This window comes from Cupriavidus sp. 291-E7 (genome assembly GCF_057798835.1).
Genome location: NZ_JBYOJV010000006.1, coordinates 314,894 through 327,599, shown reverse-complemented (window position 1 = coordinate 327,599; position 12,706 = coordinate 314,894). Strand labels below are relative to the sequence as shown.

Annotated in this window: 16 protein-coding genes; 7 read left to right on the top strand and 9 right to left on the bottom strand. The window is 63.6% G+C overall.

Annotated features, from left to right (window positions below):
• Positions 1–56: 56 nt before the first annotated feature.
• Positions 57–776, bottom strand: coding sequence for an iron-containing redox enzyme family protein (locus AC3FLX_RS13680; protein ID WP_488697305.1), 720 nt, complete (start codon positions 774–776; stop codon positions 57–59).
• 111 nt (positions 777–887) lie between these two features.
• Positions 888–1,817, bottom strand: coding sequence for an ornithine cyclodeaminase family protein (locus AC3FLX_RS13675; RefSeq protein WP_488697304.1), 930 nt, complete (start codon positions 1,815–1,817; stop codon positions 888–890).
• A 294-nt stretch (positions 1,818–2,111) separates the two neighbouring features.
• Between AC3FLX_RS13675 and AC3FLX_RS13670 the strand changes: the two genes are divergently transcribed.
• The 4 genes from AC3FLX_RS13670 (at position 2,112) to AC3FLX_RS13655 (ending at position 4,691) form a co-directional block, all read left to right on the top strand.
• On the top strand, positions 2,112–3,653 hold the full coding sequence (locus tag AC3FLX_RS13670; RefSeq protein WP_488697302.1) for a hypothetical protein: 1,542 nt from the start codon (positions 2,112–2,114) through the stop codon (positions 3,651–3,653).
• A 39-nt stretch (positions 3,654–3,692) separates the two neighbouring features.
• Positions 3,693–3,995: a 2Fe-2S iron-sulfur cluster-binding protein gene (locus AC3FLX_RS13665; protein WP_488697301.1), complete on the top strand. Its 303-nt coding sequence runs from the start codon at positions 3,693–3,695 to the stop codon at positions 3,993–3,995.
• A gap of 1 nt (position 3,996) precedes the next feature.
• Positions 3,997–4,311, top strand: coding sequence for a ferredoxin (locus tag AC3FLX_RS13660; protein ID WP_488697299.1), 315 nt, complete (start codon positions 3,997–3,999; stop codon positions 4,309–4,311).
• A 65-nt stretch (positions 4,312–4,376) separates the two neighbouring features.
• Complete coding sequence (locus AC3FLX_RS13655; protein WP_488697362.1) at positions 4,377–4,691, top strand: 2Fe-2S iron-sulfur cluster-binding protein; 315 nt, start codon at positions 4,377–4,379, stop codon at positions 4,689–4,691.
• Between the two features lie 59 nt (positions 4,692–4,750).
• Here AC3FLX_RS13655 and sorB read toward each other — a convergent pair whose 3' ends face one another.
• The 3 genes from sorB to AC3FLX_RS13640 form a co-directional block, all read right to left on the bottom strand.
• Positions 4,751–5,116, bottom strand: coding sequence for a SorB family sulfite dehydrogenase c-type cytochrome subunit (gene sorB, locus AC3FLX_RS13650; RefSeq protein ID WP_488697297.1), 366 nt, complete (start codon positions 5,114–5,116; stop codon positions 4,751–4,753).
• 13 nt (positions 5,117–5,129) lie between these two features.
• Positions 5,130–6,377, bottom strand: coding sequence for a SorA family sulfite dehydrogenase catalytic subunit (gene sorA / locus AC3FLX_RS13645; protein WP_488697295.1), 1,248 nt, complete (start codon positions 6,375–6,377; stop codon positions 5,130–5,132).
• 286 nt (positions 6,378–6,663) lie between these two features.
• Entirely contained in the window at positions 6,664–7,485 is an 822-nt protein-coding gene (locus tag AC3FLX_RS13640) for an IclR family transcriptional regulator (protein WP_488697293.1), read from the bottom strand.
• A gap of 253 nt (positions 7,486–7,738) precedes the next feature.
• On the opposite strand from AC3FLX_RS13640, the gene AC3FLX_RS13635 reads away from it, so the two are divergent.
• Entirely contained in the window at positions 7,739–8,650 is a 912-nt protein-coding gene (locus AC3FLX_RS13635) for a LysR family transcriptional regulator (RefSeq protein ID WP_488697291.1), read from the top strand.
• 81 nt (positions 8,651–8,731) lie between these two features.
• On the opposite strand, the gene AC3FLX_RS13630 is transcribed toward AC3FLX_RS13635, so the two are convergent.
• Together AC3FLX_RS13630 and AC3FLX_RS13625 are read right to left on the bottom strand one after the other, a co-directional pair.
• A complete protein-coding gene (locus AC3FLX_RS13630; protein ID WP_488697289.1) occupies positions 8,732–9,004 on the bottom strand; it encodes a hypothetical protein in 273 nt (90 codons plus the stop codon).
• Between the two features lie 201 nt (positions 9,005–9,205).
• Positions 9,206–9,757, bottom strand: coding sequence for a YggT family protein (locus AC3FLX_RS13625; protein WP_488697287.1), 552 nt, complete (start codon positions 9,755–9,757; stop codon positions 9,206–9,208).
• Positions 9,758–9,947: 190 nt separating this feature from the next.
• Here AC3FLX_RS13625 and AC3FLX_RS13620 point away from each other — a divergent pair, with 190 nt between their 5' ends.
• Together AC3FLX_RS13620 and AC3FLX_RS13615 are read left to right on the top strand one after the other, a co-directional pair.
• The gene (locus tag AC3FLX_RS13620) at positions 9,948–10,415 is read left to right on the top strand and encodes a MarR family winged helix-turn-helix transcriptional regulator (protein WP_488697285.1); all 468 of its coding nucleotides are present in this window, start codon (positions 9,948–9,950) and stop codon (positions 10,413–10,415) included.
• A 151-nt stretch (positions 10,416–10,566) separates the two neighbouring features.
• Positions 10,567–11,313 (top strand): glycine zipper 2TM domain-containing protein, encoded by a 747-nt coding sequence (locus AC3FLX_RS13615; RefSeq protein ID WP_488697284.1) that lies wholly within the window; start codon positions 10,567–10,569, stop codon positions 11,311–11,313.
• 44 nt (positions 11,314–11,357) lie between these two features.
• On the opposite strand, the gene AC3FLX_RS13610 is transcribed toward AC3FLX_RS13615, so the two are convergent.
• Positions 11,358–12,074, bottom strand: coding sequence for a dienelactone hydrolase family protein (locus AC3FLX_RS13610; RefSeq protein WP_488697282.1), 717 nt, complete (start codon positions 12,072–12,074; stop codon positions 11,358–11,360).
• A gap of 206 nt (positions 12,075–12,280) precedes the next feature.
• Entirely contained in the window at positions 12,281–12,700 is a 420-nt protein-coding gene (locus tag AC3FLX_RS13605) for a hypothetical protein (RefSeq protein WP_488697280.1), read from the bottom strand.
• Positions 12,701–12,706: the final 6 nt, after the last annotated feature.

Here is a 12,706-nt window from a genome sequence, read left to right as displayed (position 1 = left end):
TTCGGAGAGACACCGGACCCGCGCGGCGCACGAGTCCGGTTACCTGGCATCGCGGCTCAGGCGGCGGCGGCTTCAGGCTTGGTGTCGACGTAGTCGTAGTACAGCGCGGTGGTGTACAGCAGACGCATCTGCGCGCCGATTTCGCAGATCTTCAGGCAACGCTGCTGCAGCTCGGGCGTGTTGGCGTGCTCCAGCACGATCTGGTAGCCGCGCTCGCCGTGGATTTCGTCGGACACGATGTGCAGATCGAAGAACTCGACCTCTTCATCGGTGAAACCATATTTCTCGCGCAGCGTGGGCGTCTGCTTGCGATAGATGGACGGCACCTGTGACTCCAGGCCGACCACCAGGCCCGCCACGGCGACCACCGGGTCTTCGCGCATGGCCACGGCATAGCACCAGCTTTGCAGGCCGCGCGTGGTGGGCGACATGTTGTCCGGGCTCACCACCCGCTCGCGCGTGGTGCCGCAGGCCTCGGCAAAGCGGATCAGCAGGTCGGTATGACGATCGCCGCCAATCTCTTCCTCGTACATATTGGCCAGCAGGAAGTCCTTGGCCTCGGTCATGTGGTCCGGCGTGCGGGCGTAGATGTAGCCAAGGTAGTCGGCAAACGGACCCACATAGTGATAGTGGTTCTCGGCCCAGCGCGCCAGATGCTCGCGGCTCAGCGTGCCGCTGGCCCATGCCTTGCTGAACGGCGCCTGGTTGGCGCTCTTGCCTTTGATGGCGTTTTCCAGGGCGGCGCGGAAGTCTTCACGGTTCATCAGTTCGGCCATTTGGGGGCTCCTGTTCTGTGACATTCGGGTTGAGAGGATTTGTATACTTTCTACAACGATGATCAGACGATAAAAAAACCGCGCAAGGCGGTGACCTGCATGAATTCGGTATCAGGCGGCGGCGGCCTCCGCGGCGGCGATGCGCTGCCAGGCCACGCCTGCCAATGCCACGTCTTCGAGTCCGACACCCACCGATTTGTAGATCACGATGTCGTCGGCATGCTCGCGCACGGCGCGGGTTTCCAGCAGCACGTCGGCCAGCTCGACGATCTTGGCGTCGGGCAACACGGCCTTGTCGGCGAGTACCAGATCGCCGGCCTCGCGCAGCGATTGCGGGCGCCATTCCACCACCACGGCACGGGCGCGGGCCAACAGGGTGTCGTCGAGTTCGCGTGTATGCGGCAGGCTCGAACCGATCGCCGCCACGAACGTGCCGGGTTTGACGATCGCGCCGGAGAACAGCGGCGTGGTGGAGCGTGACGCTGTCACGATGATGTCCGCTGCGGCGACGGCTTCTTCTGCCTGGGCAAAGACGACCGGTATGCCGCACTGCCCGGCCAGCCGCTCGGCGGCGCCCGCATCGGCATACGGATCGCAGACAAGAATCCGCTTGATCGGCAACGCGGCGGACAGCTGTAACGCGTGCTGCACCCCTTGCGTGCCCGCACCGAACAATGCCAGCGTGTCCGCGCCGGGGCGTGCCAGCTTGCGTGCCGCCAACACCGTGCAGGCTGCCGTGCGCAGTCGCGTGATAGCGCCAGCGTCGAATGAAGCAAGCGGGCGTCCGTCAACCGTCGAAAACAGCAGGATGACAAAAGAGAACTGACCGGCGATGGTTGTGTAGACCTTGGCGCCGGCCACTTGCTGGGCCGGAATGACCGCGCCGAGCGTCGAGAGCTTCACGCCGCCGGCCTCTGTGCGGATTCGTTCCTGCATGGCGGCGTCGCCGCGGCCAAAACTCTGGAAGGCTTCCAACATCGCGGCCTGGGCATCGGCGGCCGTGACGTGGCGATCGATCATCGCGTCTGTGACGTGGAGCATGGCAAAAGCGTCTCGGAAGTCTCGAAAGGTATTTCGGTATACAGTCTACACATAGTTTCGAAAAAAACCAGAGGGTTTTCCCAAAGCAATGGCGCCTTCCAGAGTGGTGCGCGATGCGCTAGAACCGTGCGTTGTGGCCGATTGTGGTTGGTTTCGCGCACCGCTCGGGTGATTTCCCTAGGTCGAGCAGTTTTCGCTTGTTTTCGATCTCTGTCGGGATATAGTATACAAAAAAACCGAAGCACAGAATTCTTATACCGCCCCCACAAGGGCCTCCAGGAAAAGGGGAGCCTCATGCAACAAACCGTTGAGATCGGCCTGGCACATTGGGTGTATCTGCTAGGTGTGGCAGTGATCGTGTTGACCATGATCCTGCGAGCCAATGTCGTGGTGCCATCCATCCTGGGCACCTTTCTCGTGATCCTGGCCATCACGGGCAGCCCGATCAGTGCACTGGGCGGCATCTTTTCCGCAAGCCTGGTCGCCGCCAAGGAGTTGTTCAACATCTTCCTGGTGATCGCTTTCATGACGGCGCTGCTCAATGCGCTAAAGACCTTGCGGTCGGATATCCGCATGGTCGAGCCATTCCGGGTGGTCATGAAGAACGGCCATAGCGCCTACTTCATCCTGGCCGGTATCACCTACGTGATTTCACTGTTCTTCTGGCCAACGCCGGCGGTGCCCCTCGTTTCGGCGATCCTGCTGCCGGCCGCCATTGCAGCTGGCCTGCCGCCGCTGGCCGGTGCGATGGCGATTGCTATCGCGGGTCAGGGCATGGCGCTGTCGTCCGACTATGTGATCGGCGTGGCGCCAGGCATCAGTGCCAAGGCCGCCGGTGCGGCGGTCAGTGCCGCGGTGGTGGCGGACCGCGCGCTGATTCTGTCGATCATCACCGGCGCCATCGCGCTGTCGCTGGCCTACCTGTCCATGCGCCGTCACATCGTGCCGGCCAATGGCGCACTGCTTGATCGCTGGCAGGCACGAGCCACGGGAACGGATGCCGCGGTGGAAGCGACCGGTACCTTCGACAAGGCCGAGATCGCACGCGGTACATCGCATGAAGAGCCGCTGGTCACCGACGCCAATATCGAGCAAAGCCTGGCGATGGTGGCGCGCCGCCGCGTGAAGTGGTCCAAGTTCTTTGCAGTGCTGACGCCGCTGGCGTTCATCTGCGTGGTCACGTTGATGGTGCTGCCGAAAGTCGCGTCGGGCATGCCCGATCTGAAGGGCGGCGCCGCTGCCGCGCTGGTGGGCGGTGTGGCGGCGCTGCTGATGATGCTGGCCACGCTGGCGGCCGAAGGCCCGCGCAAGATGCTCGATGTCTGCCCGGACCACATCACCGATGGCTTTGTGTTCGCGTTCAAGGCGATGGGATCGGTGCTGCCGATCGCAGGCTTCTTCTTCGTGGGCGCCGGTGAAACGGCGGCACAGATCCTGGGCGTGGATGCCGGCGGCAAAGCGCCGAGCCTGCTGTTCGAGCTGATTCAGGCTTACCAGCACATGATTCCGGACAACCACGTGCTGGTGGCGTTTGGCGTGCTGCTGGTGGGCATGATCACCGGCATCGACGGCTCGGGGTTCGCCGGGCTGCCGCTGACCGGCACGCTGGCTGGTGCGTTGGGTCCGGTGGTGGGATTCGATTCCGCGACGCTCGCCGCCGTCGGGCAGATGGGTGCGGTATGGACGGGCGGCGGCACGCTGATCGCCTGGTCGTCGCTGATCGCCGTGGCCGGGTTTGCGCGGGTGCCGGTGCTAGACGCCGTACGCGCGCTGCTGCTGCCGGTGCTTGCCGGACTGTTCGTCTCCACGCTCTGCGCCATGTTCCTGTGGCACTGAACCGTCGATTCATTGATTAGCGCGTTTTCAGAGAGTCTTATGCCGAAAGTAGTCTTCCACAAGAACGGCCAGGTGTTTGCTGACGAGGTCAAGCCGGAGACCAACCTCGTCGTGCGTGCCGGCATCAAGCAGTTTCCGTATCCGAACCTGCGCTACGAATGCGGCATGGGCAAGTGCTCGAAGTGCGCGTGCAAGGTGCTGGCCGGTGCGGAGCACCTGCCGCCGCCCAACTGGAAAGAAAAGAAGCAGCTCGGCGAGCGCCTGGACCAGGGCTTCCGGCTCACTTGTCAGATCTGGCTCACGCACGACATCGAGCTGGAGCAGGAAGAACTGGCGGCCTGACATGTTCGTGATCCTGACCAGCAAGCCCGGCCAGTTCCGCACCGAAGCCGTGCCCGGCGTGGAGCCGCGCGAGACATGGGAATACCTGTTCTACGGGCGACCCAAGGCGATCTTCGTCATCGCCGAACTGACGGAAGTAAAACAGACCATCAAGGTGCGCGTGATCGATGAGTCGGGCGGCGATGAAGCCGAGCCGCTGGTCAATCACGTGCCGACCAAGTTCCTGGAGCGTTTCGATACGCTCGCCGCTGCTCATGAAGCGCTGCAGAAGCTGGCGCATTTCGGCAGCATGGATCTCTCGATAAGGAAGCAATGATGCGGGCCGACACCGAAGCCGATGCCACCGTGACCGAAGACACCGATACCGATAGCGGCGGCGCTGTGCCGCAGACGCGCACCGTCGAAATCACGTTCGTGACCAATAGCGGCAAGACCGTGACCGCACCGGAAAACAGCAACCTGCTGCGCGTGTCATTGCGCGAGCAGGGCGGCATTCCATTCAAGTGCGGCGGCGGTATCTGCGGCACCTGCAAGTGCCGGATCGAAAGCGGACTCGAACACACCGATACCGTCAAGCCGAAGGAACGCAAACACCTGAGCGACGACGACCTGCGCGCCGGCTATCGCATGGCGTGCCAGACGTTCGTGAAAGGCGATGTGGCGGTGTCGTGGGAACCGAGGACAGGGCCTCGCTGAGAGCGTTGTCGAAAGAAGGCCGCCCACATGGGCGGCCTTTATTTTTTTTGCCGCGCTAATCACCGGGCAGCCGACCCATTGGACGCCGCGGCCTGCGGCTGCTCCGCCCCGTAGGTTTTCACCAGGTAATCGACGATAGCGGGGATGTCCTCATCCTTGAGCGGCGCCCCGAACGGCTTCTTCATCTTCTTGACCGTGGCGTCCCAGTAAGCGCGCGTCGAGGTCGACGGCTGCGTGGACACATACTGGGCCGAATGGCAGATCATGCAATTCTGCAGCGTGAGGTTGTAACCGGGCAGCGTGCTCGGCTTGTAGCTGGCGGTTTCCTGCGGCAGCTTGATCTCGACCGGGCGAGCGTTCGACGCCGCCGACGCGGCACCCAGTGCGCATGACATCGCCAGCATCAAGGCGTGATGTAGTTTCATGGCGACCTCCGTGTCAAACCACCAGGATGCGCGTGGATTCCACGACATTCCGCATATATCCGGCGGGATTCCAGCTTGCCGTCAGCGGCTGGATTTCGCCGGACCGGGTTCTGGCGCGCACCCGCAGGTCGAACTCCCCTTTCCGTTCCGGACGAAACGCCGCGCTCCACTCGCGGAACGAATAGCGGCCGAGGTCCTTGCCCAGTTCGGTCGGACGCCAGGTTGCGCCGCCATCCTCGGAGAACGCGACGTCGGCAATACCCTGGCCTCCGTCGAAAGCAATCCCCTTGACCGTGATCGGCTGCCCGGACCGGACAAAGCTGCCCGGCATGTGGCTGGTGATAAAGGACCGCACATTGAATCGGCCAATGGGCACCGTACTGGCCGGCGCGGTGCCCGGTGGCACGCAAGCGCAGTCGTTGGCCGGGATGCGATATGCGGGGTTCATCCAGAAGCCTTCGAAGGGCTTGTCGAGTACCTCGATATGGGACAGGTGCTTGACCCAATAGGTACCGTAGTGGCCCGGCACAACCAGCCGCAACGGATAACCGTTGAGCATCGGCATGTCCTTGCCGTTCATGGCCCAGGCCAACATGACTTCGCCATCCATTGCATGGTCCATCGACAGCGCCTTGACGAAGTCCGGGCCGGTTTCGAGAGGCGGCCGGTCGAGACCGTTGAAGCTGACCTGCACGGCACCGGCCTTGATGCCGGCTTTCTCAAGCACGGTTTTCAGCGGGATGCCGGTCCAGCGCGCATTGCCCATCGCGCCATTGCCCAGTTGCCCGCCGTTGACGCGCGGCGAGAAAAAGCCGCGGCCATTGCCGGAGCACTGGTTGACCGCCACGAGGTCGACGGCGTTGCCGAGTTTGCGCAGTTCCTGCAGGCTCAGTTCCACGGGACGCGCTACGTGGCCGTCGATTTTCAGGCGATAGGTCGATGCGTCGATCGATGTGGGAATACCGCTCCAGTGATATCGGACGAAAAATGCATCGTTGGGCGTGATGACGTTCTCGCCAAATACCTCGAACGGGGTTTCGAGTTGCGGCGGCCGATTCGTCAGCAAGATCAGAGGGCGCTTTTGCGGAAACGCCACCAGTTGCCGGTGCCCATTTTCGAATGGCATTTCCGCCGTATTCGCCGCGCCAAAGGCGCGCGTGGCGGCGAATCCGAGCGACGCCTGCAGCGTCAAGGCCGCACCGCCCTTCATCATGCTGCGGCGCCGTTGATCGACTTCGTCTCTTGTGGGTGTCCTGGCCATCATTGCCTCCTCGCGGGCAGCCGGGAGTCGGCCGCCTTCTTATAGGTGTATTAGCCGTTGAGCGTAATCGTAGTGCGCGTTATTGCCGAAACAAGTTATTTCGGTATGGCTGATCGGAAAATCCGATGCATGCAAAGCAGAGCGCGGAGGTTCACCGATTGGCGAATGCCAACCGGTTTTCGAACGGGGAGAGCAGAGGAGAAAAATGCTGCGGTGCCACCGGATGGAATTCCGGGGCGCGGCCGCGAATGCAGGGGATATCAGAAGGTTTGCGCGACGCCGCCGGTCAGGTCCGCAAACTCACCATCGCGGAAATCTTCTCGGCTGCTTCCAGCAGCGGCGGCAGGAACTGGTCCACCATTTCGTGCGCGCTGGTGCGATTGGCCTGGCCGCTGATGTTCAGCGCCGCAATCACCTGGCCGCCGCGATTGCGGATCGGCGCCGCCAGCGACACCAGTCCCTCTTCCAGCTCCTGATCGTTTTGCGCCCAGCCCCGCGTGCGGATGTCGGCGATCAGCGATTTCAGTTCGTCGACGCCAGTGACAGTGCGGCGCGTGCGCGGCTGCAGGTCCGATGCGCGCAGCACGCGATCGAGTTCGGCGTCGTCAAGGCCGGACAGCAGTACACGGCCCATCGACGAGCAATAGGCGGGCAGCCGGCTGCCGATCGACAGGTTGATCGTCATGATCTTGCGGGCCGGCACGCGCAGCACGTAGACAATCTCCGTGCCGTCGAGCACGGAAATCGAGCAGCTTTCGTGCACGGACTGCGACAGCGATTCCATGACCGGTTCGGCCAGGTTCCAGAACGGCATCGACGTCAGGTACGCGAAACCAAGGTCCAGGATCTTTGGCGTCAGGCGGAACAGACGCCCGTCGTTCTGCACATAGCCCAGTCCCACCAGCGTCAGCAGGATGCGCCGCGCCCCGGCGCGCGTCAGGCCGCTGGCCTGCGCGATTTCCGTCAGCGTCTGCGCCGGATGGCTGGCGTTGAACGCGCGGATCACCGACAGGCCGCGCGCGAACGACTGCACATAGCTGTCGCTCGGCTTTTCTGTCGTACCGGCAACCGGTGCATGGGTCGTAGCGGAATCGGCAGGATGCGCCATGATGGGTCTGAAAGGGTCTGGATGGGGTCTGGAAGGCCGAAAGGGTAGAGGAAATGTGCCTGCTTTGCCAGCCCGGAGCAACCTTTTGACTTGCGCGGCAACCACGGCGGAACTATCCACGGCACTGACGAGACGAACCTGTCTATCGCATAATGTGCGGCCGGCGGCGGTGGGGCTGGGCTCGTGAGAAGACGGGCGCGACATCCCACCAGGGGCAGCCACGAAAACAATGTCATACAAGGGAATGGGTCCGGTGAACGAGACAATCCAGTGGAATGATTGGGAGGCGTTCTGCTGTGTGGTGGAGCAGGGTACGTTTACGGCGGCGGCGGCGGCGCTCGATTGCCCGAAGTCGCGCGTATCGGCGGCGGTCATCCGGCTGGAGACCGCGATCGGCGCCAAGCTGCTGGAACGCACCACACGCCGCATGCGGCTGACCGATGCCGGTGGTGCGGTTTATCGCGATGTGGCGCCGCTGTTTGCACGGCTACGCGAGATCCGCCAGGAGACACTGGCGCGCGAGGAGCGCGTACAGGGCATGCTGCGCATTGCCACGCCTTACGAATTCGGCGCCCAGCAACTGGGCGGCGTCATCTGCCGGACCCTGGCCGCGCATCCCGCGCTCGACATCACCGTGGAAATCGCGCAGGGGCTGGTCGATCCGATCCGCGAGGGTTTCGACATTGCCTTCGTCACAGTCGATACCGAACTGCCCGATTCCGGCACCATCGCACGCCGTATCTGGAATGTGGAACGCGGCCTGGTGGCCGCGCCCAGCCTGGCCGCAAGCCTGCCGGTGCAAATGAAGCCCGAAGACTTGTCCAATATGCCGACGCTGGCCACGCCGGGTGCCTCGGTCTGGGAGTTTTCACGTCAGGGACAGCGGATCCCGGTGCCGATCCGACCGCGCATGCAGACCTATAACGCCGAACTGCGCATGCAGGCCGCGCTGGCGGGTCTGGGAATTGCACGGGTGCCGATGACGGCCGCGGAGACGGAGATCGCGCAGGGCAGGCTGGTGCGGGTGATGCCGGACTACCCGTTGCCGCCGCTGAGAGTTTTTGCGTTACTGCCCGACCGAAGACTCCAGCCGCGCAAGGTTCGCGCGTTCATGGAAGCCATCGAATCGATGATGGGGGCGGATCTCGACGATCTCGGGCAGTAACTTGCGCTGTGTGAGGTGTCCGGCAAAACCGGGGGAGTGCTTTGCCGGACTTGCTTCGCCTGGGTTGGCGAAGCTGGGGGATCAGGCGCCTTCGCTGAAGGTGTCGCGCGGTTCGGTCACGGTGCGTGCGCCTTCGGTGTAGACGTCGCGCTTTTCGGTCACCGAGCGTGCGCCTTCGGTGTACACATCACGCTTTTCGGTCACGCCGCGGGCGCCGTCCAGGTACGGATCGATGGTGCGGCCAATGCTGCCGTCCAGACGGGCGAGGTCGTTTACCGGTTGCGAAGCTTGAGTGGCGGTGGCGCCAGCCGACAGGCCGATGGCGCAGAGCAGGGAGAGGGCGAGGGTCTTCATGGTTGTGCTGTTCCTACTTATTGGCAGAGATCGCGGGCGGAACCCGCGGTGGCTGTAATGTAGGCTTCGGCACGGACCGGAAAAAGGGAGAATCCTCGACAGACTGTCCAGTGATTCGAACAGTAGGTGTTAACCCTAGAGCGACAAGTTGTGTTACGGTGGCGGCCCGCCACCGGTCAGCGAAACAAGGTTAGTGGTTGCTTACACCACTCCGCGGCTGACGCCCGCGATCACCATCAGGAGGATCTGGGCGATCACAAACAGGATCAGTGGCGACAGGTCGAAGCCGCCCAGGCGCGGCATCACGCGCTGGATCGGGCGCAGCAGCGGCGCGGTCAGGTGCCAGATCGGGCCGGCCAACGGCGATTGCGGGTTGATCCAGGACAGCACCGCCATCAGCAGCGTTACCCACATCACCATGCTGATCCCCCACTTGAGCAGGCTCAACAGCGCCAGTGCCAGGATGGCGGGCAGAAACGCGATCGGATCGGCATTCAGCACCAGCGCACGGCATACCAGGAACGCCACGGCGGTCAGGTAGGCGGCCAGTACGGTGGCCCAGTCGATACCACCGATACCGGGGATGATGCGGCGCAGCGGGCGCACGATCCAATCGGTTACCTGAAAGACCCCTTGCGACACCGGATTGCGCGATGGCAGGCGGGTCAGCTGCATCCACAGGCGCAGCAGCAGGGCCATGCCAAACAGCGTAAAGACGGTATCCAGCAGAAAGAGGACGATTTCCGAGAACATCGGGCGGCTTTCCCTTTTAGGCGTTAGAGGGCGACAGGGTGTCGACGACCGCACAGATTCTGCCATACCGCGCCGCCCCGCCCCTTCGGAAAATAGAGTTCGAATGCGGGTCAGCGCACCGGATACCGGCATGGCATCCCCATATAATGGGCGCCTTATCCGATTCCACCAGAGCAGCCAAACATCCCTTATGGCACGTCAGCCCGCTTCCGCGAAGTCGTCAATCGATGCCAACGCACTGAGCAAACAGGACTTCGAGGCGCTGTCCGATTTCCGCTACCAACTGCGCCGCTTCCTGCGGTTTTCCGAAGATGCCGCGCAGTCCGAAGGGGTGACCGTCCAGCAATACCTGCTGATGCTCCATATCCGGGGCAGTCCGGACAAGAACTGGGCGTCGGTGGGCGAACTGGCCGAACGGCTGCAGGCAAAACAGCATGGCGTGGTGGCACTGGTCAATCGCTGTGAGGCGGCCGGGCTGGTGGCGCGCAAGGCAAATCCGGAAGACCGCCGCGTGGTGCAGATCCATCTGCTCGCCAAAGGCGAACGTTGCCTGAACCGGCTGGCCGCACTGCATCGGGCCGAGCTGGAGTCGCTGCGCGGCACGTTCCGCGTGGCACGCATCACGGCGTTCAACGACGACGGGGCCGAGCGCAGCTGAGGATTGCAAGGCAACCGCCAGGCGGTTGCGTCAGCGGCGTTACAGCCGGTTACCCAACACAACCTCCGGTGACACCTGCGCCCAGGCGGCCGCACTAGACTCCCGCGCAATATCCACGATCTATTCGCGCACTGTCGCAGGAGTTCCCATCATGTCCATCACGATTCGCCCGGCCATTCGCACGATTGCACTGGCCGCGCTGGCTGCCGGTATGCTGGCGGGCTGTGCCGTGCCCTATGGTGCCGGCTATGGCGATGGCTATGGCTCGGGATACCAGACCGGCTACCAGACAGCCGGCTATCAGGGCGCCTACGGCAATGCCGGGTATGGCGCGGCCTATGGCTCGTCGGGTACGCAGATCAGCGGCACGCCCGCGTATCCGCAACAGTCTTACCCACAGCAGTATCCCCAACAGGCCTATCCGCAGTCGACTTATCCGCAGCAGGCGCAGCAGCCGGTCTATCCGCAGCAGCCAGGTTATGACCAGTATGGGTATCCGCAGCAGGCCCAGGGCAGCTACGACGGTGCCAATGGCAACGCGGGCTACAGCGACCCCTATGCGGTGCGCTATGGCTGGGTCGAGTCGATCGAGCAGGTGGGTGGCCAGCCGGCAAACGCCAGCGGTGTTGGCGCGGTGCTCGGCGGTGTGGCGGGCGGCCTGCTAGGCCATCAGATTGGCGGTGGCCGAGGCAACACGGTGGCCACTATCGGTGGTGCGGTGGCTGGTGCGCTGGCCGGCAACGAAGTGGAAAAACGCACCAACACCACGCCGGCGGCGTTTCGGGTGCGCGTGCGCACCAATGACAACGGCTATCTCACGCTGACGCAGAACACCCCTTACAACCTGCGTATCGGCGACCGCGTCAAGATCCAGAACGGCGTGGCGATGCCCTACTGAGCGGTTCGTGCCGCCCGGCACGCGGGCCGGGCAGGCGGCGCGTATTACGACAGCGCGTTGGCCAGGAAGGTCAGTGCCCGGCCATGCGCCAGGGCCGCGGAGCGCTGGTGATACGAGCCGCGCGCCCAGCAGTTGAAACCATGATCGGCCTGGTCGTAGACAAAGACCTCGGTGCCGCGCTTGCCGGTCACGGCCTGGCGCACCTTCTCCACATCGTCCGGCGTGATGTGCGCATCGAGGGCGCCGTAGTGGAACTGCACGGGAACGCTGATGGCCGCCGCTTCATGCAGGTTGCTCTGGATGCCGCCGCCATAGTAGGGCACCGCCGCATCCACCAGGCCGCGCGCCGCGGCCATGTACGACACCAGGCCGCCGAAGCAGTAACCCACCGCGGCCACCTTGCCGCCTTCGCCAGTCTCGGCGCGCAGTGCTTGCACCGTGGCCGCGATGTCGGCGATCGTATCGTCCAGGTTCACCGCCTTGCGCAGCTCCATCGCCTTTTCCCAGTCCTTGCCGTCGTAGCCGAGTTCCACGCGCGGCGCCGAGCGCCAGAAGACGTCCGGCGCCAGCACGACGTAGCCGTCGGCCGCGTACTGGTCCGCAACGGAGCGGATATGTTCATTGACGCCGAAGATTTCCTGGACCAGCACGATGCCCGGATTGCCGGGCTTCTTGCCGGCGGGCGGCAGGCTCAGGTAGGCGTCGAAGCTGCCGTTGGCGGTGTCGATACGAATCCATCGGCTGTTGGGCGTGGTGCTCATGTTCGGAAAACTCCAGGGGTTTGTCATTGCGGGCGCGCGCCCGGCAGCCGCCAAGTGTGCCACTGACCTGCCAATCGTGCAGGGCAGCGTTCGGCGCGCGGGGGCGCGCAAAAAAATATGCCGGCACCCGCGGGAGGGGTAGCCGGCATGGCGGCCGCCGTTTCCGGCGGCTCAGGACTGCTTGACTCGATGTTCGGCCGCGCCTGTTACCAGCGCAGCTGTACGTTCTTTTCTCCGGGGCTCAGCGTCGTGCGCTTGGACGTGCCCTCGAAGGTGGCCACGACCTGATAGGACGCGTGCGGTCCCTTGATCAGGCAACGCGGGCCGGTGGATGTGAATTCGGCCACCTGCTGACCGTTCCGCATCAGCTTGACGTTGACGTCCGAGAGGAATTCCCCGCGTCCGCCCTGCGTGAACAGCAGGCCCATGTCGTAGTTGCGGGCTTCGCTGTTCATCTCCGCCTGCTCGTCGGCAGCCACGCCACCGCAGACATAGGTGAACGGGCCAGCCGTGGATGTCCGCATGTCGGCGCGCGCGGCCATTGACATGCCCAACGACGCGGCGGCAATACCTACTGCACACCAGATGCGCGCCTGTCGACCAATCGAAAAGTTCTTTGCTTGCATCGCTTC

Coding starts and splice junctions, on each gene's coding strand:
- AC3FLX_RS13680 (WP_488697305.1), bottom strand. CDS start 776: ATGGCCGAACTGATGAACCGTGAAGACTTCCGCGCCGCCCTGGAAAAC.
- AC3FLX_RS13675 (WP_488697304.1), bottom strand. CDS start 1,817: ATGCTCCACGTCACAGACGCGATGATCGATCGCCACGTCACGGCCGCC.
- AC3FLX_RS13670 (WP_488697302.1), top strand. CDS start 2,112: ATGCAACAAACCGTTGAGATCGGCCTGGCACATTGGGTGTATCTGCTA.
- AC3FLX_RS13665 (WP_488697301.1), top strand. CDS start 3,693: ATGCCGAAAGTAGTCTTCCACAAGAACGGCCAGGTGTTTGCTGACGAG.
- AC3FLX_RS13660 (WP_488697299.1), top strand. CDS start 3,997: ATGTTCGTGATCCTGACCAGCAAGCCCGGCCAGTTCCGCACCGAAGCC.
- sorB (WP_488697297.1), bottom strand. CDS start 5,116: ATGAAACTACATCACGCCTTGATGCTGGCGATGTCATGCGCACTGGGT.
- sorA (WP_488697295.1), bottom strand. CDS start 6,377: ATGGCCAGGACACCCACAAGAGACGAAGTCGATCAACGGCGCCGCAGC.
- AC3FLX_RS13640 (WP_488697293.1), bottom strand. CDS start 7,485: ATGGCGCATCCTGCCGATTCCGCTACGACCCATGCACCGGTTGCCGGT.
- AC3FLX_RS13630 (WP_488697289.1), bottom strand. CDS start 9,004: ATGAAGACCCTCGCCCTCTCCCTGCTCTGCGCCATCGGCCTGTCGGCT.
- AC3FLX_RS13625 (WP_488697287.1), bottom strand. CDS start 9,757: ATGTTCTCGGAAATCGTCCTCTTTCTGCTGGATACCGTCTTTACGCTG.
- AC3FLX_RS13620 (WP_488697285.1), top strand. CDS start 9,948: ATGGCACGTCAGCCCGCTTCCGCGAAGTCGTCAATCGATGCCAACGCA.
- AC3FLX_RS13615 (WP_488697284.1), top strand. CDS start 10,567: ATGTCCATCACGATTCGCCCGGCCATTCGCACGATTGCACTGGCCGCG.
- AC3FLX_RS13610 (WP_488697282.1), bottom strand. CDS start 12,074: ATGAGCACCACGCCCAACAGCCGATGGATTCGTATCGACACCGCCAAC.
- AC3FLX_RS13605 (WP_488697280.1), bottom strand. CDS start 12,700: ATGCAAGCAAAGAACTTTTCGATTGGTCGACAGGCGCGCATCTGGTGT.